At 73.1% G+C, this 21630-nt stretch carries 18 protein-coding genes; 10 read left to right on the top strand and 8 right to left on the bottom strand.

Annotation, left to right across the window (positions count from 1 at the left end; translation table 11 throughout):
- Positions 1 to 41: 41 nt before the first annotated feature.
- Entirely contained in the window at positions 42 to 1043 is a 1002-nt protein-coding gene (locus ABD223_RS33020; protein ID WP_344040624.1) for a LacI family DNA-binding transcriptional regulator, read from the bottom strand.
- A 108-nt stretch (positions 1044 to 1151) separates the two neighbouring features.
- Here ABD223_RS33020 and ABD223_RS33015 point away from each other — a divergent pair, with 108 nt between their 5' ends.
- From ABD223_RS33015 to ABD223_RS32995, 5 genes are all read left to right on the top strand, one after another.
- A complete protein-coding gene (locus ABD223_RS33015; RefSeq protein ID WP_344040623.1) occupies positions 1152 to 1691 on the top strand; it encodes a hypothetical protein in 540 nt (179 codons plus the stop codon).
- 92 nt (positions 1692 to 1783) lie between these two features.
- Positions 1784 to 4657, top strand: coding sequence for a type 2 lanthipeptide synthetase LanM family protein (locus ABD223_RS33010; protein WP_344040622.1), 2874 nt, complete (start codon positions 1784 to 1786; stop codon positions 4655 to 4657).
- Positions 4654 to 4866 carry a hypothetical protein gene (locus tag ABD223_RS33005; protein ID WP_344040621.1) on the top strand — a complete coding sequence of 71 codons (213 nt, stop codon included), beginning with the start codon at positions 4654 to 4656 and terminating at the stop codon, positions 4864 to 4866. The genes ABD223_RS33010 and ABD223_RS33005 overlap by 4 nt, the downstream gene beginning before the upstream one ends.
- 83 nt (positions 4867 to 4949) lie before the next feature.
- Positions 4950 to 7874, top strand: a complete 2925-nt coding sequence (locus tag ABD223_RS33000; protein WP_344040619.1) for a helix-turn-helix transcriptional regulator — start codon at positions 4950 to 4952, stop codon at positions 7872 to 7874.
- 33 nt (positions 7875 to 7907) lie between these two features.
- Positions 7908 to 8594: a peptidylprolyl isomerase gene (locus tag ABD223_RS32995; protein ID WP_380648323.1), complete on the top strand. Its 687-nt coding sequence runs from the start codon at positions 7908 to 7910 to the stop codon at positions 8592 to 8594.
- Positions 8595 to 8603: 9 nt separating this feature from the next.
- Here ABD223_RS32995 and ABD223_RS32990 read toward each other — a convergent pair whose 3' ends face one another.
- Positions 8604 to 9323, bottom strand: coding sequence for a LolA-like protein (locus ABD223_RS32990; RefSeq protein ID WP_344040618.1), 720 nt, complete (start codon positions 9321 to 9323; stop codon positions 8604 to 8606).
- Between the two features lie 96 nt (positions 9324 to 9419).
- On the opposite strand from ABD223_RS32990, the gene ABD223_RS32985 reads away from it, so the two are divergent.
- On the top strand, positions 9420 to 10079 hold the full coding sequence (locus ABD223_RS32985; RefSeq protein WP_344040617.1) for an MOSC domain-containing protein: 660 nt from the start codon (positions 9420 to 9422) through the stop codon (positions 10077 to 10079).
- Here ABD223_RS32985 and ABD223_RS32980 read toward each other — a convergent pair.
- Together ABD223_RS32980 and paaZ are read right to left on the bottom strand one after the other, a co-directional pair.
- Positions 10076 to 10915, bottom strand: a complete 840-nt coding sequence (locus tag ABD223_RS32980; protein ID WP_344040616.1) for an aldo/keto reductase — start codon at positions 10913 to 10915, stop codon at positions 10076 to 10078. The two genes, ABD223_RS32985 and ABD223_RS32980, sit on opposite strands and share 4 nt — an antisense overlap.
- Positions 10916 to 10988: 73 nt before the next feature.
- On the bottom strand, positions 10989 to 13013 hold the full coding sequence (gene paaZ, locus ABD223_RS32975) for a phenylacetic acid degradation bifunctional protein PaaZ (protein ID WP_344040615.1): 2025 nt from the start codon (positions 13011 to 13013) through the stop codon (positions 10989 to 10991).
- Between the two features lie 137 nt (positions 13014 to 13150).
- On the opposite strand from paaZ, the gene ABD223_RS32970 reads away from it, so the two are divergent.
- Positions 13151 to 14386: a family 16 glycosylhydrolase gene (locus tag ABD223_RS32970; RefSeq protein WP_344040613.1), complete on the top strand. Its 1236-nt coding sequence runs from the start codon at positions 13151 to 13153 to the stop codon at positions 14384 to 14386.
- A gap of 261 nt (positions 14387 to 14647) precedes the next feature.
- Here ABD223_RS32970 and ABD223_RS32965 read toward each other — a convergent pair whose 3' ends face one another.
- Positions 14648 to 15562, bottom strand: coding sequence for an SDR family NAD(P)-dependent oxidoreductase (locus ABD223_RS32965; RefSeq protein ID WP_344040612.1), 915 nt, complete (start codon positions 15560 to 15562; stop codon positions 14648 to 14650).
- Positions 15563 to 15663: 101 nt separating this feature from the next.
- Here ABD223_RS32965 and ABD223_RS32960 point away from each other — a divergent pair, with 101 nt between their 5' ends.
- Positions 15664 to 16329 carry a TetR/AcrR family transcriptional regulator gene (locus tag ABD223_RS32960; RefSeq protein ID WP_344040611.1) on the top strand — a complete coding sequence of 222 codons (666 nt, stop codon included), beginning with the start codon at positions 15664 to 15666 and terminating at the stop codon, positions 16327 to 16329.
- A gap of 68 nt (positions 16330 to 16397) precedes the next feature.
- Positions 16398 to 17354: an MsnO8 family LLM class oxidoreductase gene (locus ABD223_RS32955; RefSeq protein WP_344040610.1), complete on the top strand. Its 957-nt coding sequence runs from the start codon at positions 16398 to 16400 to the stop codon at positions 17352 to 17354.
- Here the strand turns inward: ABD223_RS32955 and ABD223_RS32950 are convergent.
- Positions 17351 to 18250 (bottom strand): proteasome assembly chaperone family protein, encoded by a 900-nt coding sequence (locus ABD223_RS32950; protein WP_344040609.1) that lies wholly within the window; start codon positions 18248 to 18250, stop codon positions 17351 to 17353. The two genes, ABD223_RS32955 and ABD223_RS32950, sit on opposite strands and share 4 nt — an antisense overlap.
- Positions 18251 to 18395: 145 nt before the next feature.
- On the opposite strand from ABD223_RS32950, the gene ABD223_RS32945 reads away from it, so the two are divergent.
- Entirely contained in the window at positions 18396 to 20258 is a 1863-nt protein-coding gene (locus ABD223_RS32945; RefSeq protein WP_344040630.1) for an ABC transporter ATP-binding protein, read from the top strand.
- A gap of 21 nt (positions 20259 to 20279) precedes the next feature.
- On the opposite strand, the gene ABD223_RS32940 is transcribed toward ABD223_RS32945, so the two are convergent.
- Together ABD223_RS32940 and ABD223_RS32935 are read right to left on the bottom strand one after the other, a co-directional pair.
- On the bottom strand, positions 20280 to 20960 hold the full coding sequence (locus tag ABD223_RS32940) for a fibronectin type III domain-containing protein (protein WP_344040608.1): 681 nt from the start codon (positions 20958 to 20960) through the stop codon (positions 20280 to 20282).
- Positions 20957 to 21556: a hypothetical protein gene (locus ABD223_RS32935; protein ID WP_344040607.1), complete on the bottom strand. Its 600-nt coding sequence runs from the start codon at positions 21554 to 21556 to the stop codon at positions 20957 to 20959. The genes ABD223_RS32940 and ABD223_RS32935 overlap by 4 nt, the downstream gene beginning before the upstream one ends.
- Between the last annotated feature and the right edge of the window lie 74 nt (positions 21557 to 21630).

Here is a 21630-nt window from a genome sequence, read left to right as displayed (position 1 = left end):
GGGTGGGGGCTGGGTGGGGTGGGGTGGTTGGGGTGGGGTGGTTAGCGGGGGGCGGGGGCGGTGGAGGAGCGGACTACTAGTTCTGGTTCGAAGAGGAGTTCTTCGTCGGGGACTGCGGTGCCGGCGATTTGGTTCGCCAGGAGTTCCACGGCGGCTCGGCCCATGGCTTCGATGGGTTGCCGGACCGTGGTCAGTGGGGGTTCTGTGCACGTCATGAAGGCTGAGTCGTCGTAGCCGACGATGGAGACGTCGTGGGGGACTTTCAGGCCTTGGCGGCGGACTGCTCGCACCGCGCCCAGGGCCAGGGGGTCCGAGGCGCACACGATGGCCGTCACGCCTCGGTTGAGGAGGCGGGTTGTTGCTGCTTGGCCGCCTTCCAGGGAGAACATGGCGTGTTCTTCGAAGAGTTCCGCGCCGGCGTTCTCGGCGCACGTGGCCAGGGCCGAGAGTTTGCGGCGGGACGGGACGTGGTCGGTGGGGCCCAGGACTGCGCCGATGCGGGTGTGGCCCAGGGCCAGCAGGTGGCCGAAGGCCTGTTCCACGGCTACCGCGTCGTCGCAGGAGACCCTGGGGAAGCCCAGGTCGTCGATCGCCGCGTTCATGAGGACGGCCGGGAGCTTGCGGCGCGTCATCTGGCGGTAGTGGTCGTGCGAGGCGTCCGCCTGGGCGTACTGGCCACCTGCGAAGACGACGCCGGAGACGTGTTGTTCGAAGAGCAGTTCGAGGTAGTCCGCCTCGGAGACGCCGCCTGCCGTCCTGGTGCAGAGGACGGGGGTGAAGCCGCGTTGCGCGAGGGCGTTGCCCACCACGTCGGCGAAGGCGGGGAAGATCGGGTTCTGGAGTTCCGGGAGGACCAGGCCCACCAGGCGGGCCCGTTCGCCGCGCAGCTGGGTGGGGCGCTCGTAGCCCAGCACGTCCAGCGCGGTGAGCACGGCCGACCTCGTGGCGTCGGAGACGCCGGGCTTGCCGTTGAGCACGCGGCTGACCGTCGCCTCGCTCACGCCGACCTTCGCGGCCACTTCTGCCAATCGACGTTGCGTCATGTAGCAACTATAGGGCAGGATTTACGCTTGGCTTGCGGTGGTTTGCGTTCGTTTGCGAGACCGGCGGTTCTGCGGCGGCACGGGGGCGCGCTGGGGTAGAACTCCACTGTGAAGCGGTGGGTGGTGGCCTTGGCGGTGTTCGGCCTGGCGGGTTGTGGCACGCCGGTGGCGGGCAAGGCGGTGCCGGGTGAAGCGCCCTCGGCGCCGGACGCCGGTGTCGTGCGCTGGGTGAACAACTTCTGCGCCGTCGCCGAGTACATGGTCGCCTCGGGTGGCGTGCAGTTCCAGCCGCCGGAGGGCGACCCGGCGCAGGCGAAGAAGTCCGTCAGCGAATCGCTCGGTCGGGTGGTCGACGTGCTGGACGTCGTGCTGCACGACCTCGGTGAGCTGACCCCCGCGCCGGAGCCCGCCGCCGACGCCGCGGTCGAGGTCGTCGTCGAACCGCTGGGGCGGGCGCGCGACAAGTTCGCCAAGGCGAAGTCGACCGTGGACGGCGCGCCCGAGCTGTCCGTCGAGGTCTACTCGTCCGCCATCCAGGACATGACCGAGGCCGTGACGGTGATGAACGACGCCGTGCAGAAGATGGGCGTCGTCTCGCTCCCCGACGGGTACAAGGACGCCGCCGAGCACGCGGAGAACTGCTCCTAACCGCACATGTGCGGTTTGGTCGTGAGGGATCCGCAAATCTGGGGGCGGGGCCCCCATGTGCGGGCGGTTCGGCGCGTGTCACCTTGAGCAGCGTGTTCGCGTCCGCCGTAGACCGGTCCCCCGCCACCTGGTGGCACAGCGGCGTGCGCGAGAACCCCCACGAACCGGTCGCCCCTCGCGGGCGGCCCTCATGGGCCGCGTTCGTGGAACGCGCCACCGCGACCGCGGCCCGTGCAGACTTCGCCGGCGGCAGCTGGGACGAGGCGTTCGCGTTCGCCCTGCGCCCCCTGGTGCGCGCGGCGCTGGAGCGCGACCGGCGGCTGGGCGCCGACTTCGCCCGGGCGCTGGGCGGCAGGCTCGCCCGGCTCGCCGCCCGCACCCTGGTGCTGGAGCTGAACCTGGAACGGCTCGCCGGCCGGCTCGTCGGCGACACGCCGGAGGCCAGGTTCACCGACTTCGTCGGCAAGGTGGACCTGTCCGCCCTGTTCGCCAAGTACCCGGTGCTCGCGCGGCTGCTCGGCCAGGCCTGCCTGCACGCGGTCGAGGCGCACTCCGAGCTGCTGAACCGGTTCGCCGACGACCGCCGCGAGATCGTGCGCACGCTGCTGGACGGCCGCGACCCGGGCCCGGTCGCGCACGTGGAGACCGGCCGGGGCGACCTGCACGCGCGGGGCCGGTCGGTGGCCGTGCTGACGTTCGCCGACGGGCGCCGGGTCGTCTACAAGCCGCGGTCGGTGGCGCTGCACCGGGAGTTCGCCGGCCTGCTGGCGTGGTTCGACGGGCACGCCCGGGTGGGCCTGCGGCTGCCGCGGGTGGTGGCGCGGTCCGGGCACGGCTGGCTGGAGTTCGTCGAGCACGAGCCGTGCGCCGACGTCGCCGCCGTGAGCCGGTTCTACCACCGGCTGGGCGCGCTGACCGCGCTGCTGTACGTCGTCGACAGCACCGACATGCACTACGAGAACCTGATCGCGGCGGGCGACCAGCCGGTGCTGGTGGACGTGGAGACGCTGTTCCACCCCGAGACGGGCGTCCCGGCGGACCCGGCGGTGCGCGCCCTGGCCCGGTCCGTGCACCGCACCGCCGTGCTGCCGCTCGTGCTGCTGGGCGAGCACGGCGCGCTGGACGTGGGCGGCGTCGGCGGCGACCGCGGCTTCCCCGTCGACGGCGCGGCGTGGCTGCACGCCGGGACCGACCGGATGCGGCTGGTGCGCAGGCCGGCGCCCCTGGCGCCCGCGCACAACCGGCCCGTGCTCGACGGCGTGGAGGCCGAGCCCTCCGACTACCTGGGCGCGCTGCTGGCCGGGTTCCGGGTCGGCTACGACGTGCTCTGCGACCACCGCGACGAGCTGCTGGGCTCGCTGGGGCGCTTCGCGGACCTGCCGGTGCGGTTCGTGCCCAGGATGACCAGCCTGTACGCGACGCTGCTCGACGAGTCGACCCACCCGGACGCGCTGCGCGGCGCGGGCGACCGCGAGGACGTGCTGCGGCTGCTGTGGGACGACTCCGGCGACTCGGACGTGCTGCGGTCCCTCGTGCCGCACGAGCTGACCGACCTGTGGGCGGGCGACGTGCCGCTGTTCACCACCCAGCCGAGCAGCCGGGACGCGTGGACCGCGGACGGCGAGCGGCTGCCCGGCCTGCTGCCGGTGTCCGGCCTGGACGCGGTCGTGGCCAAGGTCCTGGCCCTGGACGAGGTCGACAAGCACTACCAGCAGTGGCTGATCTCCGCCGCGCTGGCGAGCAGGCCGCACCCGGTGGAGCACCGCACCGGGCAGGCGCTGCCCGCGCCGCTGGAGCCGGGCGTGCCGGACCCGCAGCGGCTGCTGGTGGCCGCGTGCGGGGTGGCCGACGAGGTGCTGGCGCACGCGGCCACGTCGGCGGGCCGGGTCAACTGGGTGGGCCTGGAGCTGGTCGACGACCGGCACTGGGCGGTGTCCGCGATGGGCGCCGGGCTGTCCAACGGCTACACCGGCGTCGCGCTGTTCCTGGCGCAGCTGGGTCGGCTCACCGGCGCCGAGCGCTACCTGGAGTTCGCCCGCGAGGCGCTCGCGCCGGTGCCCGCGCTGCTCGACGCGTTCGCCCGGGACGACGAGCTGGCGGTCACCGTGGGCAGCGGCGCGTTCCACGGCCTCGGCGGCATCTGCTACGCCCTGGCCCGGCTGGCGAACCTGCTGGACGACGCGGAGATCACCGGCTGGCTGCGCACCGCGCTGGACGTGACCGCGAAGGTCGAGGCGGTCGGCGAGGACCCCGCCAACCTGGTCGAGGGCTGGGCGGGCGGCCTGGCCGCGATGCTGGCGGTGCGGGCCGAGAGCGGGTTGCCCGCCGCCGGCGCGCTGGCCCGCGCCTACGCCGACCGGCTGCTCACCGCCACGCCGGGCGGCGACGGCGTCGCCCGCGGCCGGGCGGGCGTCGGCTGGGCGCTGCTGCGCTACTCGCGGGTCAGCCGCGACCAGCGGTACGGTGTGGCGGGCCGGGCGAACCTGCGTGCCGACCAGGCGCTCAAGCAGCGGCTGCTCGACGTGGCCGAGGCCGACCACAGCTGGTGCTCCGGCCTGGCCGGAGCCGTGCTGGCGCACGCCGCGCACCCCGACCAGCCGGTCGACACCCACACCCTGCACCTCGACCGGTGCCTGAACGCCCTGGCGGTGCACGACCCCTTGCGAGACCTGAGCCTGTGCCACGGCGAGCTGGGCGTGGTCGAGTCCCTGACCGTGCTGGCCGAACGCGGGCACTCGCTGGCCGAGGCCATGCGGACCAGGCGCGCCGGTCTGGTCCTCGGCGCGCTGGACCAGTACGGGGCGCGCTGCGGCACCCCCGGCGGCGTGCCGTCGGCCGGGCTGCTCACCGGGCTCTCCGGCATCGGGTACGGCCTGCTCCGCCTCGGTTTCCCCGAGCGGGTGCCCTCGGTGCTCCTGCTCGACACCCCGCACCACCGCAACCCACACGAGGAGAACACCCGATGAGCAACGCCGGCCACGACGAGGTCACCACCTGGGACGAGACCCAGGACGGCGACCACCCCGCCGGTGACCTGTCCCTGTCCCACCGGAGCCGGGTCGGCGGCCGCGCCCGCGCCCTGGCCGGCATGGCCCTCGCCGTCGGCGCCTACGCGGTCGTCACCGCGAGCGCCGTCAGCGGCGGAACCGTGAGCGCACCCATCATCCACGGGTAGCGCGAGAGCGCCGAACTGCCCGCCCACACTGGGGGTGCGGGCAGTTTGGCGTGCGGTAGTTCGGCTTGGCTAAGGTTCGCCCCATGCACACCCGCGCGCCGGTCGTCGTCGGGCGCGACGAGGAACTGCTCGTGCTCGAACGGGTGCTGGCCGACGCCGGCGCCCGGCACGGCGGCGCCGTGTTCCTCATCGGGGAGCCGGGCATCGGCAAGACCCGGTTGGCGCGCTTCGCCGCCGGCGCCGCGTTCGACCGGGGGATGCGGGTGCTGCGCGGTCGCGGCAGCACCATCGGCCCGAGCGTGCCGTTCCGGCCGCTGACCGAGGCGCTGATGTCGCTGCTGCGCGCGGGAGACGCCCCTGACCTGCGAGAACTGGGCCCCTACCAGGGTGTGCTCGGCTCGCTGGCGCCCGAGTGGGGCGTCGGGGAGCAGCGGCAGGCGCACTCCGTGGTGGTGCTCGCCGAGGCGGTGCTGCGGTTGCTGGCCCTGATCGGCCGGGACCGGCCGTGCCTGGTGGTGCTGGAGGACCTGCACGACGCCGACGCGGAGACGCTGGCGGTCGTCGACTACCTGGTGGACAACCTCGACCAGGTGCCCGCCGCGCTGCTGGTGACCGCGCGGGCGGACCCGGGGCCGACGCTGGACGTCATCCGCCTGGCCGCGCAGCGGGAGGCGGGCGCGCTGCTGGAGCTGCGCCGGTTGACCGAGCCGCACGTGCGCCGGGTCGCCGCCCTGTGCCTGGAGGTGCCCGACCACGAGGTGCCCGACGAGGTCGTCGAACGGCTGTGGGCGGACAGCGCGGGCAACCCGTTCGTGGTCGAGGAGATCCTCCACGGCCTGGTCAACAGCGGTCAGCTGGTGTCCGGCCCGGCCGGGTGGCAGGTGCTGGGCGACCTGCGCATCGACGTGCCGACGGCGCTGGTGCGGGCCATCGCGCACCGCACCGACCGGCTCGGCCCGCAGGGGCGGGAACTGCTGTCGGCGGCCGCGGTGCTGGGGCACCGGTTCCCGCTGTCCGTGCTGCGCCGGGTGACCGGCATGGACGACCGCGGCGTGCTGTCCCACCTGCACGCGGGCGTGGCCGCGCAGCTGGTGACGCCGGACGAGCCGGTGCCCGACTGGTACGCGTTCCGGCACCCCCTGACCGCCGAGGCGCTGCTGGCGCAGCTGCCGCCGGCGCACCGGGCCGAGCTGAGCCGCCGCACCGCGGACGCCGTGGAGGAGCTGCGCCCCGGCCTGCCCGGCGAGTGGTGCGCGCTGGTGGCGTCGCTGCGGTTGGACGCGGGGCAGCACGCGGAGGCGGGCGTCCTGCTCGCCGAGGCCGGTCGGCGGGCGCTGGCCGACGGCGCGGCCGGGTCGGCGGTGCGGCTGCTGGACCACGCGCACCGGCTGCTCGCCAGCCGGGTGGACGTGGAGATCCGGGCCGACGTGCTGGACTCGCTGCTGCCCGCGCTCGGCGAGGCGGGCCGGTTCGAGCGGGCGTTCGCGCTGGTGGACGCGCTGGCCGAGCTGAGCGCGGCCGGGCTGTCGCGGGTGCGGCGGGCCGAGCTGCACACCAAGCTCGCCCAGGTCGCCAACACCGCGGGCCGGTGGACCGAGAGCGCGGTGCAGGTGGAGACGGCGCGCGCCCTGCTCGGCCCGGACGCCGACGACGAGCACCTGGCGCGGCTCGACGCGGTGGCGGCCCTGATGACGATGCACTCGGAGGAGCCGGACCGGATCGCGACGGCCGAGTTCCTCGCCCGGCGGGCGGCCGACGCGGCCAAGCGCGTGCCGCTGCCCGAGGTGGGCTGCGAGACGTGGCAGCTGCTGGGCGTCCTGGCGCGGGACCGCGACCTGGACCAGGCGACCGAGTGCTTCGACCGGGCGCGGGAGCTGGCCGAGGAGCACGGGCTGATCATCCAGCGGGTGTGGGCGCTGCTCCGGCAGGCGGGCCTGGACTGGCTGGCGGACGGGTCGGCGACCGGGCTGGTCGAGGTGCGCGAGGAGGCGCTGCGGGTCGGCGCGATCAGCCTGGCCTACAGCGCGGAGTGCATCCTCGGGCTGGACACCGTGCTGCGCGGGCATTACTCGGCCGCGGCGGACGGGCTGGCGCGGGCCGCCGCGGACACCAGGCGGTTGCAGCTGAAGAACCTGACCCTCTACGCGCTGATGGCGCAGGCCACCGCGGCCGCGCACCAGGGCAGGCGGGCCGAGATGGACGCCGCGATCGAGGCGTTCGACGAGGTCGGCGGGGTCGGGTCGCAGGAGCGGCCGCTGTGCTACGGCCTGGCGCGGGCGTTCTGCGCGCTGCTGGAGGAGGACCGCGCGGCGGCCGAGCGGGACCTGGCGCGGGCGCTGGCCCACGAGGAGGAGACGCCGACCGTCTACCACCTGTCCGGTCGGCACGGGCTCCAACTGCTGCTGGACGCGCTGGCCGGGCGGATCGACCTGGACGACTACCGCGCGGCGACGCGGCCCGCGGCGGCCGGGATGCGCTGGAACCGGGTGTTCGGGCAGTTCGCGCTGGCGGTGCTGGCCGGGCGGGCGGGCCTGGAGGCCGAGGCCGCGCAGGCGGTGCGGGCGGCCCGGGACGCGGCGTCGATCTACCCGCTGGCCCGCCACCTGGGCCTGAGGCTGGTGGCGGAGGCGGCCGTGGCGGACGGCTGGGGCGAGCCGGTGGCGTGGCTGCGCCCGACCGAGGAGCACTTCCACCAGGCCGGGCAGGCGGCGGTGGCCGGCGCGTGCCGCGCGCTGCTGCGGCAGGCGGGCGCCACCGTGCCGCAGCGGCGGACGGGGTCGGACCAGGTGCCCCGGGAGCTGCGGGAACTGGGCGTGACGGTGCGCGAGTTCGAGGTGTTCCGACTGCTGGCGGGCCGGTTGGGCAACAAGGCGATCGCGACCAGGCTGCACATCTCGCCGCGCACGGTGGAGAAGCACGTGGCGAGCCTGATCACCAAGACCGGCCGGGCCGACCGGGAGGCGCTGAGCGTGCTCGCGGCGGCGCTGGGACCCGCCGTCCGGCCCTAGTCGCGCCGGTGCGGGTCCGCTACACCTGGCGTGGTGAGAATCCTCCTGGTGGTGGCGTTGACCATGGTGATCGGTGGCGGGGCCGCCCGGGCGTCGTCGTCGCCGGACGTGACGCGCGGGCCGTGCGGCTACGCGAAGACGCCGGACGAGCCCGCCGCCCGCCCGGTGCCCCTGCCGCCCGACCCGCGGCGCACGCCGGACCGCGGTCACCCGGGCGTGCTGCTGAAGACGAACCGGGGCCCGGTGCCGGTGGTGCTGGACCGCGCGCAGGCGCCCTGCACGGTGCAGAGCTTCCTGCACCTGGTGCGCGAGGACTTCTACGACGTGACCACGTGCCACCGGTTGACGGCGTACCCGACGCTGGCGGTGTTGCAGTGCGGCGACCCGTCGGGCACCGGCGAGGGCGGTCCGGGCTACCGGTACCGCGACGAGCTGCCCACCTCGCTGCCGCCCGCGCCGAACGACCCGACGGGCGAGCGGCGGACCTACCCGCGCGGCACGCTGGCCATGGCGAACGCGGGCCCGGACACGAACGGCAGCCAGTTCTTCCTGGTGACCTCGGACTCGGTGCTGCGGCCCAACTACACCGTGTTCGGCCGGGTGACCGAGGTCGGGCTGGCGACGCTGGACCGGGTCGCCGCGGGCGGGGTGGCCGGCGGCGGGGTCGACGGGCCTCCCGCGCTGACGACGGAGGTCGAGCGGGCGAAGCGGTTCCGCTGAGGGGCCGCCCTACGGGTTGGGCGCGCTCACCCGCAGGTCCGCGTTCCAGTCGGTGAACCGGTGCAGGGTGCGCTGGAAGACGTTCTCGTCGAGCGTCTTCATCACCTGCTCCACCCGCACCGGCAGGTCGCCGGGCCCCACCCACACGGTCGCCGTCGCGGTGAAGCCCGACTCGTAGGCCGCCACCAGCTGCGCGCGCCGGGTGGCGTCGATCGCCCGGTCCGCCTGCCGCCGCAGGTCGACGAGCATGGTGTAGCGGCGCGTCGGCACGCCGTCCACCTCCTCGTCGCCCGTCGACACGACCAGGCCGCCCGCCAGTGACCGCACCACCGCGGCCGGGTCGACCTCGTCGGGCAGGCCGGCCACCGTGGCGGACGCCCGCACGGGCGCCCGCTCGGCGGGCTCGTGCCTGGTCCAGGCGCCGCCGGGCGTGCGCGACCACCCCTCGTCGGCCAGCACGACGACGTCGGTCATCGAGTCCGTCAGCGACACCAGCCGCCCCTCGCGGGCGCGCACCAGGTCGCCGCTCAGCGCCACGTTCAGCCCGGACACGGTGGTCTCCGCGTCGAACCGCACCGTGCCCTGCTCCGCGGCGCGGGCGCCGACCAGGGCGACCAGCGAGGCGCTGTCGTCCAGGACCGGGCCCAGCGCCGGTTCCGGCAGGCCGGTCCGCGCCGAGCACCCCGACAGCACCGCGGCCAGCACGAACGCGACAACGGCCCTGCGCATGGTCCTCCCCGGGACTGGTGTGACCCCGCCATCCTCCCCCACGCGCCCCGGGTGAGGGGCGCGAACCCGGAAAGTGCCTCGGCTACGGTCAGCGCCATGCCCCACGTGCTCTCCGTCAACGTCGGTTCCCGCGTCGCGACCGACCACTCGGTCGTCGGACACACCGGGATCGACAAGCGCCCCGTCGCCACCCCCGTGGAGGTCCGCGCGCCGGGTCCCCGCGGCGTGGGCGGCAGCGGCGTGGTCGGGGACGACATCTCGGACCTGCGCCACCACGGCGGCGACGACCAGGCGGTGTACGCCTACGCGCGGGAGGACCTGGACGACTGGCAGGTCGAGCTGGGCCGCGAGGTGCGGTCGGGCTCCTTCGGGGAGAACCTGACCACGGTGGGCCTGGACGTGTCCGGCGCGCGGTTGGGCGAGCGCTGGCGGATCGGCGGGGCGCTGCTCCAGGTGACCTACCCGCGCGTGCCGTGCCGGACGTTCGCGGCCGTGATGGAGCGGCGGGGCTGGGTGAGGACCTTCACCCGGCGGGCGCTGCCCGGGGCGTACCTGCGGGTGCTGGAACCCGGCATGGTCACGGCGGGTGATGACGTCGTGGTCGAGCACCGGCCCGACCACGACGTCACCATCTCGCACGCGTTCCGCGCGATCCTGTCCGAACCCGACCTGCTGCCCACCCTCCTGGCGGCGGGCGACGACCTGCCGGCCAAGCTGCGGCGCAAGGTCGCGCGGCGCCTGCCCAACCTGGCCTAGGCCAGGGCGGACAGCTTGTCGAACGCCTCGGGCGACAGCTCGATCCCCGCCGCCTCGGTGTTCTCCTCCAGGTGCGCGATCGACGACGTGCCGGGGATCGGCAGCACGACCGGCGACCGGCGCAGCAGCCACGCCAGCGCGAGCTGGGCGGGCGTGGCGCCGTACTCCCGGGCGGCCGAGTCGAGCACGCCGCCGGGGCGGGCCAGCTCGCCGGTCGCCACCGGGAACCACGGGATGAAGGTGATCCCCTCGGCCGTGCAGTGGTCCAGCACGGCCTCGTGGCCGCGGTTCGCCAGGTTGTACAGGTTCTGCACGCTGACGATCGGCGCGACGGCCTGCGCGGCCCGGACCTGGTCGACGTCCACCTCGGACAGGCCGATGTGCCGGATCTTGCCCTCGTCGCGCAGCTCGCCCAGCACGCCGACCTGGTCCTCCAGCGGCACGTCGGGGTCGACGCGGTGCAGCTGGTAGAGGTCGATGCGCTCGACGCCCAGCCGGACCAGGCTGGTCTCCACGGCCTGCCGCAGGTAGGCGGGCCTGCCCAGGCTCACCCACTGGTCGGGGCCGGTCCGCAGCAGGCCGCCCTTGGTCGCGACGACCAGGCCGTCCGCGTACGGGTGCAGCGCCTTCCGGATCAGCTCCTCGTTGACGTGCGGACCGTAGGAGTCCGCGGTGTCGATGAAGTTGACGCCGAGCTCGACGGCGCGGCGCAGCACGGCGATCGCGTTGTCGCGGTCCGCCGGGTGGCCCCAGATCCCGTCACCGGTTAACCGCATGGCGCCGAAACCCAGGCGGTTGACGGTCAGGTCGCCACCGATGGTGGTGGTCTCAGCCAACTCAGGTGCTCCTAGCTCGTCGGGAATGATCTTCCTCTCGACCAACTCCGCCGGCCCCGCCGGTTGTTCCCGCCTACTGCTTGGCGACGAGGGTGAGCACGTCGTACTTGGCGACCGACTCGCCCTTCTGGTTGACGACGTCGGCGTCCCAGCGGACCTCGCCGTGGTCCTGGTCCTCGCGCGGCGTGATCTGCTTGGCGGTCAGCGTCACGGTCAGCTCGTCGCCCGGGAACGTCGGCGTGAGGAACCGCAGGTTCTCCAGGCCGTAGTTGGCCAGCACGGGCCCCGGCTCGGGCGAGACGAACAGGCCCGCCGCGAACGACACGACCAGGTAGCCGTGCGCGACCCGGCCGCCGAAGAACGGGTTCGCCGCCGCGGCCTCCTCGTCCAGGTGCGCGTAGAACGTGTCGCCGGTGAACTCGGCGAAGTGCTCGACGTCCGCCATGGTCACCGCGCGCGGCCCGGCCACCACGGAGTCGCCGATCCTCAACTCGCGCAACGTCTTGCGGAACGGGTGCACGTCCGACTCGACGCGCGGCGCGCCCGTGACCCACTGGTTGGTGACCGCGCTCAGCACCCGGGGGCTGGCCTGCACGGCGGTGCGCTGCATGTGGTGCAGCACGCCGCGCACACCGCCCATCTCCTCGCCGCCGCCCGCGCGCCCCGGCCCGCCGTGGACCAGGGAGGGCAGGGGCGACCCGTGCCCCGTGGACTCCTTCGCGTCGTCGCGGTCGAGCACCAGCAGGCGACCGTGCCAGGGCGCCACGCCCAGCACCACCTCCCGCACGAAGTCCACGTCGTAGGAGACGACGGACCCGACCAGGCTGCCCGCGCCCCGCGCCGCCAGCTCCACCGCGTGCGCCGCGTCCCGGTAGGGCAGCAGCGTCGACACCGGCCCGAACGCCTCGACCTGGTGCGGCTCGGCGTGGTCCGGGTCGGCCTTGAGCAGCACCGGCGACAGGAACGCGCCGCGCTCGGCGTCCGCGCCGACGACGTCCACGCGGTCGAGCGACCCGTGCACGACCTCACCGGCCTCCAGCAGCGCCTTCAGCGACCGCCGCACCTCTTCCCGCTGCTCCAGCCCGGCCAGCGCGCCCATCCGCACGCTCTCGTCGGCGGGGTTGCCGATCACGACCTTCTCCAGCCGGGCGCCGGCGGCCTCGGCGACCGCGCCCATCAACCCCCCGGGCACCAGGGCGCGCCGGATGGCCGTGCACTTCTGCCCGGCCTTCACCGTCATCTCGGTGACCAGCTGCTTGACGAACAGGTCGAACTCGGGCGTGCCCTCGACCGCGTCGGGCCCGAGGATCGAGCAGTTCAGCGAGTCGGCCTCCGCGTTGAACCGCACGCTGTTGCGGATCACGGCCGGGTGGGTGCGCAGCAGCTGGGCGGTCGACGCCGACCCGGTGAACCCGACCAGGTCCTGCGCGGTCAGGTGGTCGAGCAGGTCGCCCGCGCTGCCCGAGACCAGCTGCAACGAGCCCTCCGGCAGCAGGCCGGAGGCCACCACCAGCTCGACCAGCTTCTCGGTGAGGTAGGCGGTCTGCGAGGCGGGCTTCACCAGCGAGGGCACCCCGGCGATGAACGCGGGCGCGAACTTCTCCAGCGGGCCCCACACGGGGAAGTTGAAGGCGTTGATCTGCACCGCCACCCCCCGCAACGGGGTGGCGACGTGGCGACCGACGAACGTGCCGCCCCGACCCAGCGGCTCGACCGCGCCGTCCACGTACACCCGGTCGTTGGGCAGCTCCCGCTTGGCCTTGCCCGCGTAGCCGAACAGCACCCCGATGCCGCCGTCGACGTCGATCAGCGAGTCCGTCCGCGTCGCGCCCGAGCGGGCCGACAGGGCGTACAGCTCGTCCCGGTGCTCCATCAGGTACGAGGCCAGGGCCTTGAGCAGGGCGCCCCGCTGGTGGAAGGTCAGCTCGCGCAGCGCGGGCCCGCCGACGCGCCTGCCGTGGTCCAGCGCCGCCGCCATGTCGACGCCGTCCGACGAGATCCGGGCGATCTCCTCGCCGGTCACCGCGTCGTGCAGGGGCGCTCCCCCGCTCCGGGGCGTGTGCCAACGACCGGACACGTAGCTGCGCAGAATGGCCATCGGGTGTCGACCTCCTCGTCGTGCCGGTGGGTGTCCCGGCTTGACCAGACAGTAAAGCCCTCCACTTTCATCGTGACTTGATTAAAGGTCATGCAGTAAGTTCTGCCCTGGCCGCCGCCAAAGTGAGAGGAGTGTCGATGAGGACACGAGTGGTGGTGAGTGCGTTCGCGCTCGCCCTGAGCGCTTTCGCCGTGCCCCAGGGCGTCGTGGCAGCCCCCTCCCCTGCCGCCGCCGCCCCGGGCACCATGGCCGTCACCTGGTCCGACGAGTTCAACGGCCCCGCGGGAACCCGGGTCGACGGCTCGAAGTGGAACACGGAGACGGGCAACAACAACGGCAACAACCGCGAGCACCAGTGGTACACGGACTCCGCGAGCAACGCGGCGATGGACGGCCAGGGCAACCTGGTCATCACCGCCCGCAAGGAGAACCCGGGCAACTGGAACTGCTGGTACGGGCGCTGCCAGTACACCTCCGCCCGCATCAACACCGCCGGCAAGTTCACCACCACCTACGGCAAGGTGGAGGCGCGCATGAAGATGCCGCGCGGCAAGGGCATCTGGCCCGCGTTCTGGATGCTCGGCCAGGACATCAACTCGGGCAACCCGTGGCCCAACAGCGGTGAGATCGACATCATGGAGTTCCTGGGCCACGACCTGGACACGGTGTACGGCACCCTCCACGGCCCCGGCTACTCGGGCGCGGGCGGCATCGGCGCCCCGTTCAACGGCCCGAACTTCGCCGACGGCTTCCACACCTTCGCCATCGAGTGGTCGCCGAACAGCATCGCCTGGTCCGTGGACGGCAACGTCTACCAGCGCCGCACCCCGGCCGACCTCAACGGCAACCAGTGGGTGTTCAACAAGCCGTTCTTCGTCATCCTGAACCTCGCGGTGGGCGGCGAGTGGCCGGGCTACCCGGACGCGAGCACCACGTTCCCGCAGCAGTTCGTGATCGACTACGTCCGAGTCTCCACCACCGACGGCAACCAGCCGGTCGGCAACCGCATCACCGGCATCGGCGGCAAGTGCGTCGACGTGGCCGGCGCCAACCCCGCCAACGGCACCGCGGTCCAGCTCTACGACTGCAACGGCACCACCGCCCAGCAGTGGACCCGCCAGGGCGACACGATCCGCGCCCTGGGCAAGTGCCTGGACGCGGCCTCCGGCGGCACCGCCGACGGCACCCTCGTCCAACTCTGGGACTGCAACGGCTCCGGAGCCCAGCGCTGGGCCGTCAGCGGCGCCAACGACATCGTGAACATCCAGGCGAACAAGTGCCTGGACGCGCAGAACAACAGCTCCGCCAACGGCACCAGGCTCCACCTCTGGACGTGCCTGGGCACCGCCAACCAGAAGTGGCGCTTCGCCTAAACCCCACCGCCCGCGCCAGCACGAACAGGGACCCAGCTCGTGGTTTCCCCGTATGGCCCGGGCGCAGCCCTGCCGCGCTTGTCAAGGGTCCCGCACGCTCTTCGCGGGGCCCTTGACGAGTGTGGTTGCCTCAGGCAGGCCATACGGGGAAACCACGAGCCCACGCACTTCCCCCCGGAGGCCTGCCCAGCGGCGAGGGACCGCTCTCAAGCTTTTCCGCTCTTGAAGCTTTCCGCTCTTATCTTTCCGTTCCCCGACACCTCACGCCGCAGCGGCCACCCGACCAACCGGGAAGCGCACACCGGTGAGGTCTTCCGAAACGGCCCAGAGGCGTTGCTGCACGGTCAGGTCGTAGGAGTCGGGGCTGGAGGCGACCACCCTCGGGTAACCGCGCCGCTCAGCCAAGCCGTCAGGCCCGTAGTACTGCCCGCCGAGAACGGACGGGTCGGTGGCGGCCCGCAGGATCGGCAGCGCACCCGCCGTCGCCGGCTGGCTGATCACCGGGGCGAGCCAGGTGATCAGCCGACGGGCAACCGCCGGGGTGTTGCGGGCCAGCTCGGTGTTGGAGATGCCGGGATGCGCCGCCACCGCAACGGTGTTGCCCTGCCCGGCAAGCCGACGCTGCAACTCATACGTGAACATCAAATTGGCGAGCTTCGACTGACCGTAAGCGGCGGCCCGGCCATAAGAACGCTCCCACTGCAAATCATCGAAGTGGATGGCGGCGCGGATGCGGTGACCGGTGCTGCTGACCGTGACCACCCGGGAGCCGGGCACGGGCAGCATCAGGTCGAGCAGCAGCCCGGTGAGCGCGAAGTGGCCCAGGTGGTTGGTGCCGAACTGCATCTCGAACCCGTCGCGAGTGGTCTGCTTAGGGGTGTACATCACGCCGGCGTTGTTGATCAGCAGGTCGATCCGCGGGTGGGTGGCGCGCAGGCCGGCCGCGGCGGCGCGCACCGATTCCAGCGAGGTCAGGTCCAGTTCCCGCACGGAGACGTCGCCGTTGATCCGGGCGGCGGCCAGCTCCCCCTTCTCCGTGTCGCGCACGGCCAGCACGACCGCCGCACCGCGCTCGGCGAGCCGCCGGGCGGTCTCGAAGCCCAACCCGGTGTTGGCGCCGGTGATCACGGCCACCCGGCCGTCCTGGCGCGGGATCTGCTGCTCGGTCCACTTCATCACGGACTCCTAATGTACCGCCGGTAACTTACGATCGGAACGTTAATGTACCGCCGGTACGCTGTCAAGGTACCGGCGGTACACAAGCTAGGGTTGACGTCATGACGTTCCAGCGGGCACGCACCGAGGAGCAGCGCGAGCTCCGGCGCCGGGCGATCCTGGAGACGACCTCGGCGATGCTCGACGAGATGCCGGTGGCCGAGGTGACCCTGAACGAGCTGAGCCGGCGGGTCGGCCTGGCCAAGACGGCGGTGCTGCGCTACTTCGAGTCCCGCGAGGCGGTGCTGCTCGACCTGATGGACGACCGGACGGCGACCTGGCTGGCCGAACTGGAGCAGGAGCTGGCCCCCGCCGTCGACCCGGACCGGCCCGCGGTGGAGCGGGCCGAACAGGCGGCCGACGTGCTCAGCCGGTCGCTCGCCGCCCGGACGGCGCTCTGCGACCTCTACGGCGCGCAGGGCGGGGTGCTGGAGCACAACGTCTCGGTCGAGGCGGTCCGCCGGCACAAGCACGCCTCGCTGGGCAACCTCGCGGTGATGGCCGGCCTCGTCCGGCGGCACCTGCCCGAGGTCGGCGACCAGGCCGAGCAGCTCTGCCTGACCGTCCTGCTGGTGGCCGGCGCGCTGTCCGCCTACACCTCGCCGCCGCCGAGCCTGCTCGCCGTCTACGAGTCCGAGCCGGCGTTGGCGGTCCACCGCATCGAACTGCGGGCAGCCCTGCGGCTCGCGATCGTCACGTCGCTCGTGGGCATGTTGCCGCGCCCCTGAGGCCGGTGGTGGACCCCGGGCGGAATCCCCACCCCGCCCCGCGCGTTGACCCCGACGTGAGGCTCTCGGTGCTAGACCGCTCCCGCACCCGCTCCGGTCACACCCACGCCGAAGCACTGCGCGACACCACGACCTTCGCCCAGCACGTCGAATCCCTCGGCTACCACCGCTTCTGGGTCTCCGAGCACCACGGCGTCCCCGGCGTGGCGGGCTCCGCCCCCGCCGTCCTGGCCGCAGCCACCGCCGCGGCCACCAGGACCATCCGCGTGGGCACCGGCGGCGTGATGCTGCCGAACCACCAACCCATCACCGTCGCCGAGCAATTCGGCGTCCTGGAATCCCTCTTCCCCGACCGCATCGACATGGGCCTGGGCAAATCGGTCGGCTTCACCAACGCGGTCCGCGCAGCCCTGGGCCACCCGAAGGAAGACGCCGACACCTTCGAACCGAAGCTGACCGAACTCCTCGGCTACTTCACCGAGGACAACCCGGTGCGCGCCTACCCGGCCCCCGGCCTCCGCCCGCACCCCTTCGTCCTGGCCACCGGCGCCAGCGCGCGAACGGCCGCCGCCCACGGCCTGCCCCTGGTCATCGGCGCCTTCAACGGCGAAAAGGCGCTGATCGACTCGATCAACGCCTACCGCCGGGAATTCCGCCCCTCCCCCTGGGCTCGAACCCCTTACACGATCGTCTCCACCACCGTCGCCGTGGCGGGGACGACAGCCGACGCACGAGAACTCCTCATCCCGGAAGCCTGGGCCATGACCCATGCCCGGACCAGGGGTGAATTCCCGCCGCTGACCACCCCGGAGGAAATCCTGGCCACCCCCATGACCACCCGCGAACGCACCCTGTTCGAACAATCCCTGGAGGGCCAGGTCCACGGCACCACCAGCGAGGTGGCCCAAGCCCTGGACGCCCTGGTCGAACGCACCGACGCCGACGAAGTCCTCGTCACCACCAGCACCCACGACCGCTCAGCCCTGCGGACCTCCTACGAACTCCTGGCAGACCTCTACCTCTAGACGTCCCGCTGCTGATCGGCCAGGAACCGCTCGAACTCGGCCCCGATCTCGTCCGCGCTGGGCAACGGCTCGTCCCCCGACACCAGCAGGTTCTCCGACGCCTCCGCGAACGCGTCGTACTGGCGCTCCAACGCCTCGACGACCTGCGCGATCTCGGCCGACTCCGCCACCTGCCGCCGGATCTCGGCGTCCGTCCGCCGCGAGGCCTCCTGCACGGCCCCCGCCGTCAACGCCAGCCCCGTCGCCCTCGTGATGGACTCCAGCAGCCCCAGCGCCGCCGCCGGGTAGGTGCTCTGGGACAGGTAGTGCGGCACGTAAGCCGCGAACCCCATCGCGTCGTGCCCGGCCTGCCCGAGGCGCAGCTCCAGCAGCGCCGACAGGTTCCCCGGCACCTGCACCCGGTTGAACGGCGACTTCTCGACCACCAGCTCGGGCCTGGTCGCGTGCGAGATCACGGACAGCTTGCGGGTGTGGGGCACCCCCATCGGGATGCCGTGGAAGCTGATGGCGAGCCGCACGCCCCAGCGCTCGACCAGCGCCCGGATCCCGGCGACCACGGCCTCCCACCTGCGGTCCGGCTCCGGGCCGGTCATCACCAGGAACGGCGTGCCCACCGCGTCGTGCAGCAGGCGGACCACCAGCTCGGGCTCGGCGTAGTCCTCCCACCGGTCGGTGGCGTAGGTCATCGTCGGCCGACGGGCCCGGTAGTCGATCAGGCCGTCGACGTCGAACCGGGCGACCACCCGGTGCTCGTACGTCTCCAGCAGGTGGTCGACCAGCACCGAACCAGCCGCGCCGGCGTCCATGAAACCGTCGAAGTGGTGCAGCAGCACCGCTCCGGTCAGGTCCGGGACGTCGGAGTCGACTTCGAACAACTCCTCCGGTTCCAGCGCCACGTCGTGCCTCCCCAAGTGCTCAAGGTCCTCCCACCGTCAACGCCGCCCGCCCTCCCCCCATTCCCGGTCCCGCCGAAAACCCATTGACCTCCACTCAACTCCAGGTCCTAGCGTTCCGCCCATGGACATGGAAACCACCGCCTGGATGTCGCTGTACCACGTCACGAACGCCCAAGACGACAAACGGCCCTTCTCCGCCGCCACGCTCCGCCGCATCTGGGCCTTCGCGCGGCCGCGCCGGTCACGGCTGTTCCAGTACCTGGCGCTCAGCGTGGTCATGGCGGTGCTGGCGGTGTTGACGCCCGTCCTGGCGGGTCGGGTCGTGGACGCGATCGTCAACGGCTCGACCACGCGGGTGGTCCTCGCCCTGGCCGGCGTGATCGCCGGCATCGCGGTGGTCGAGGCGGCGCTGGGCCTGTTGACCAGGTGGTTGTCCGCGCGCATCGGCGAGGACCTGATCCTGGACCTGCGCACGACCGTCTTCGACCACGTGCAGCGGATGCCCATCGCCTTCTTCACCCGCACCCGCACCGGTGCGCTGGTGAGCCGGCTCAACAACGACGTGATCGGGGCGCAGCGGGCGTTCAGCGACACGCTCGCGGGCGTGGCGGGCAACGTGGTCATGCTGGTGCTGACCCTGGTCGTGATGATCGGCCTGTCGTGGCAGATCACCCTGCTCGCGCTGCTCCTGCTGCCGGTCTTCGTGGTGCCCGCGCGGCGGATGGGTTCCCGGCTGGCGCGGCTGGAGCGCGAGGCGGCCAACCACAACGCGACGATGAGCACGCAGATGACCGAGCGGTTCTCGGCCCCGGGCGCGACGCTGGTGAAGCTGTTCGGGCGGCCCTCCCAGGAGTCGCGGGAGTTCGAGCTGCGGGCCCGGCGGGTGCGCGACATCGGGGTGCGCGCGGCGATGGTGCAGACGGTGTTCCTCACCGCGTTGACGCTGGTGTCGGCGCTGGCGCTGGCCCTGGTCTACGGCCTGGGCGGGTTCTACGCGCTGCGCGGGGAGCTGGACCCGGGCTCGGTCGTCGCGCTCGCCCTGCTGCTGACCAGGCTGTACGCGCCGCTGACCGCCCTCGCCAGCGCGCGGGTCGAGGTGATGAGCGCGCTGGTGAGCTTCGAGCGGGTGTTCGAGGTGCTCGACCTGAAGCCGCTGATCACCGAGAAGCCCGACGCGCGGCAGGTGCCCGACGGCCCCGTGTCGGTGGAGTTCGAGGACGTCCGGTTCGCCTACCCCTCGGCCGACAAGGTCTCGCTGGCGTCGCTGGAAGAGGTCGCGGTGCTGGACACGCGGGGCGGCGCGGAGGTGCTGCACGGCGTCAGCTTCCGGGCGGAGCCGGGCCAGGTGGTGGCGCTGGTCGGCTCGTCGGGCGCGGGCAAGTCCACGATCGCCTCGCTGCTGCCCCGGCTCTACGACGTGGACTCGGGCGCGGTGCGGCTGTCCGGTGTGGATGTCCGGGACCTGACCGCCGACTCGGTCCGCGACGTGCTGGGCATGGTGACGCAGGACGGGCACCTGTTCCACGAGTCGATCAGGTCGAACCTCCTGCTGGCGCAGCCGTCGGCGACCGAGGAGGAGCTGTGGGAGGTGCTGCGGCGGGCGCGGCTGGCCGACCTGGTCGGGTCGTTGCCGGACGGGCTGGACACGGTGGTCGGTGAGCGCGGCTACCGGCTGTCCGGCGGCGAGCGGCAGCGGTTGACGATCGCCCGGCTGCTGCTGGCCAAGCCGCGCGTGGTGATCCTGGACGAGGCCACGGCGCACCTGGACTCCACGTCGGAGGCCGCGGTGCAGGCCGCGCTGGGCGAGGCGCTGGCGGGCCGGACGGCGGTGGTCATCGCGCACCGGCTGTCGACGATCCGGGCGGCGGACCTGATCCTGGTGGTGGAGGACGGCCGGGTGGTGGAGCGCGGCACGCACGCGGACCTGCTCGCCGCGGGTGGCCGCTACGAGGAGCTGCACCGGACGCAGTTCGCGGAGGAGGCCTCGGAGCAGGAGGTCCCGGCTTAAGGGCCCACCCGCCACCGGTCGTCACCCGGGCGGCTCACCGGTCGTCACCCGGGCGACGTTCGTCGTCGCACCGCTGTAGTAGGCCCGAACCCGGTAAGCGGCGTTCTTCTCCGCGGGCAGCGTGATCAACCCGAACGACCTCACGTCCGGGTCGAGCTGCGCGACCACGGCGAAGTCCGCCGCCCCGGAGGGCTTGGCCTCCAGGAAGTACCCCTCCTCCCCCTCGGCCTGGTCGACCCAGCTGAACAGCACCCCGTTGGCGTGCTCCACCTCGGCCCGGAACCCGGTGGGCGCGGCGTCCCCGTCCCGCACCGGCCGCACCCCGCTCGCGCCCGTGACCGGTTCGGCCCACTCGTGCCCGTCCGCCTCCGGCACCTCGTCACCGGGCGGCAGGGCCACCTCCAGGACCTCCGACGCCGGTCCGCGGAACGACCGCACCCGGTAGTGGAACGAGGTCCGCGGGATCAGATCGGGATGTTCGTACATCCCCACCCCCGGCCCCACGAACCCCAGTGCCACATAAGCCCCACCGGTCTCGTTGGCGTACTCCACGACCTGCCCCTCGACCCCGGCCTCCGGCTCCCACCTCAACTCCACGTCCACGGGCGAGGTCAGCGCGGCCGTCAGCGCGGCCGTCAACGCCGGCTGCTGCTCCCGACCGCACCCGGCCAGGAGCAGCAGCGCCACGAGGAACCGCCTCACCGGCGCCAGAACCGGACGCCGCTCCACACCACCGTCGCCGGCCCCTGGCCGCTGTTGGTGCGGTACGCGCCGAACTTGTCGTAGAAGCTGCCGCCGGGACTGGCGTAGGTGTGCCGGAGCGACCCGTTGACGTACGTGCGGTGCTCGCCGCCGACCACGTGCACGGTGTTCACCCGCACCGTCGTGCCGACGGTCGCGCCGGTGGCGACCGTCGCCCCGCCGTGCACCGCGTACAGCCGTCCGCCGCGCTCGACCGCGAGCATGAAGAACGGCCCCGCCGCGGACTCGTGGAACGTCTGCTTGAGGCTGACGCGCGTGCCGCCGAGGCTCGTGACGCGGAAGGAACCCTCGAACTGGCGGGTGCCGCCCGCGTACGTGGCGTACCGGCGCTCGGCGCGCTGGTCGCCGCTCGCGGTGGAGCAGGTGAGCCGGAAGGTCAGGTCGGCCACCTCGCCGCACCCGCGTTCCTGCACGGTGAACGAGGGCGAGTACGAGGTCCAGGGACCGGTTTCGACCTGGGCCCGTGCCGTGGGCGCGATCAACGCCGACCCGCCGACGAGCGCGAGAGCGGCCAACGCGCGGAGCGTCCTGGGCATGCGCACCTCCTTCGACCCCCCGGGTCACGGGGAGCGTCGGGCGGCGACGCCAGCGACTGTAATTGGTCTGGACG

It is taken from the genome of Saccharothrix xinjiangensis, from assembly GCF_039527585.1.
GTDB lineage: Bacteria > Actinomycetota > Actinomycetes > Mycobacteriales > Pseudonocardiaceae > Actinosynnema > Actinosynnema xinjiangensis.
Note: the sequence above shows the minus strand (reverse complement) of the source record. Positions and strands in the feature narration are given on the sequence as shown.

Excerpts from the sequence above, each read along its gene's own strand:
- ABD223_RS33005 (WP_344040621.1), top strand. The coding sequence starts at position 4,654 with ATGAGCAACGCCGGCCACGACGAGGTCACCACCTGGGACGAGACCCAG.
- ABD223_RS32985 (WP_344040617.1), top strand. The coding sequence starts at position 9,420 with ATGCCCCACGTGCTCTCCGTCAACGTCGGTTCCCGCGTCGCGACCGAC.
- paaZ (WP_344040615.1), bottom strand. The coding sequence starts at position 13,013 with ATGGCCATTCTGCGCAGCTACGTGTCCGGTCGTTGGCACACGCCCCGG.
- ABD223_RS32970 (WP_344040613.1), top strand. The coding sequence starts at position 13,151 with ATGAGGACACGAGTGGTGGTGAGTGCGTTCGCGCTCGCCCTGAGCGCT.
- ABD223_RS33000 (WP_344040619.1), top strand. The coding sequence starts at position 4,950 with ATGCACACCCGCGCGCCGGTCGTCGTCGGGCGCGACGAGGAACTGCTC.
- ABD223_RS32965 (WP_344040612.1), bottom strand. The coding sequence starts at position 15,562 with ATGAAGTGGACCGAGCAGCAGATCCCGCGCCAGGACGGCCGGGTGGCC.
- ABD223_RS32945 (WP_344040630.1), top strand. The coding sequence starts at position 18,396 with ATGTCGCTGTACCACGTCACGAACGCCCAAGACGACAAACGGCCCTTC.
- ABD223_RS32960 (WP_344040611.1), top strand. The coding sequence starts at position 15,664 with ATGACGTTCCAGCGGGCACGCACCGAGGAGCAGCGCGAGCTCCGGCGC.
- ABD223_RS32935 (WP_344040607.1), bottom strand. The coding sequence starts at position 21,556 with ATGCCCAGGACGCTCCGCGCGTTGGCCGCTCTCGCGCTCGTCGGCGGG.
- ABD223_RS33020 (WP_344040624.1), bottom strand. The coding sequence starts at position 1,043 with ATGACGCAACGTCGATTGGCAGAAGTGGCCGCGAAGGTCGGCGTGAGC.
- ABD223_RS32990 (WP_344040618.1), bottom strand. The coding sequence starts at position 9,323 with ATGCGCAGGGCCGTTGTCGCGTTCGTGCTGGCCGCGGTGCTGTCGGGG.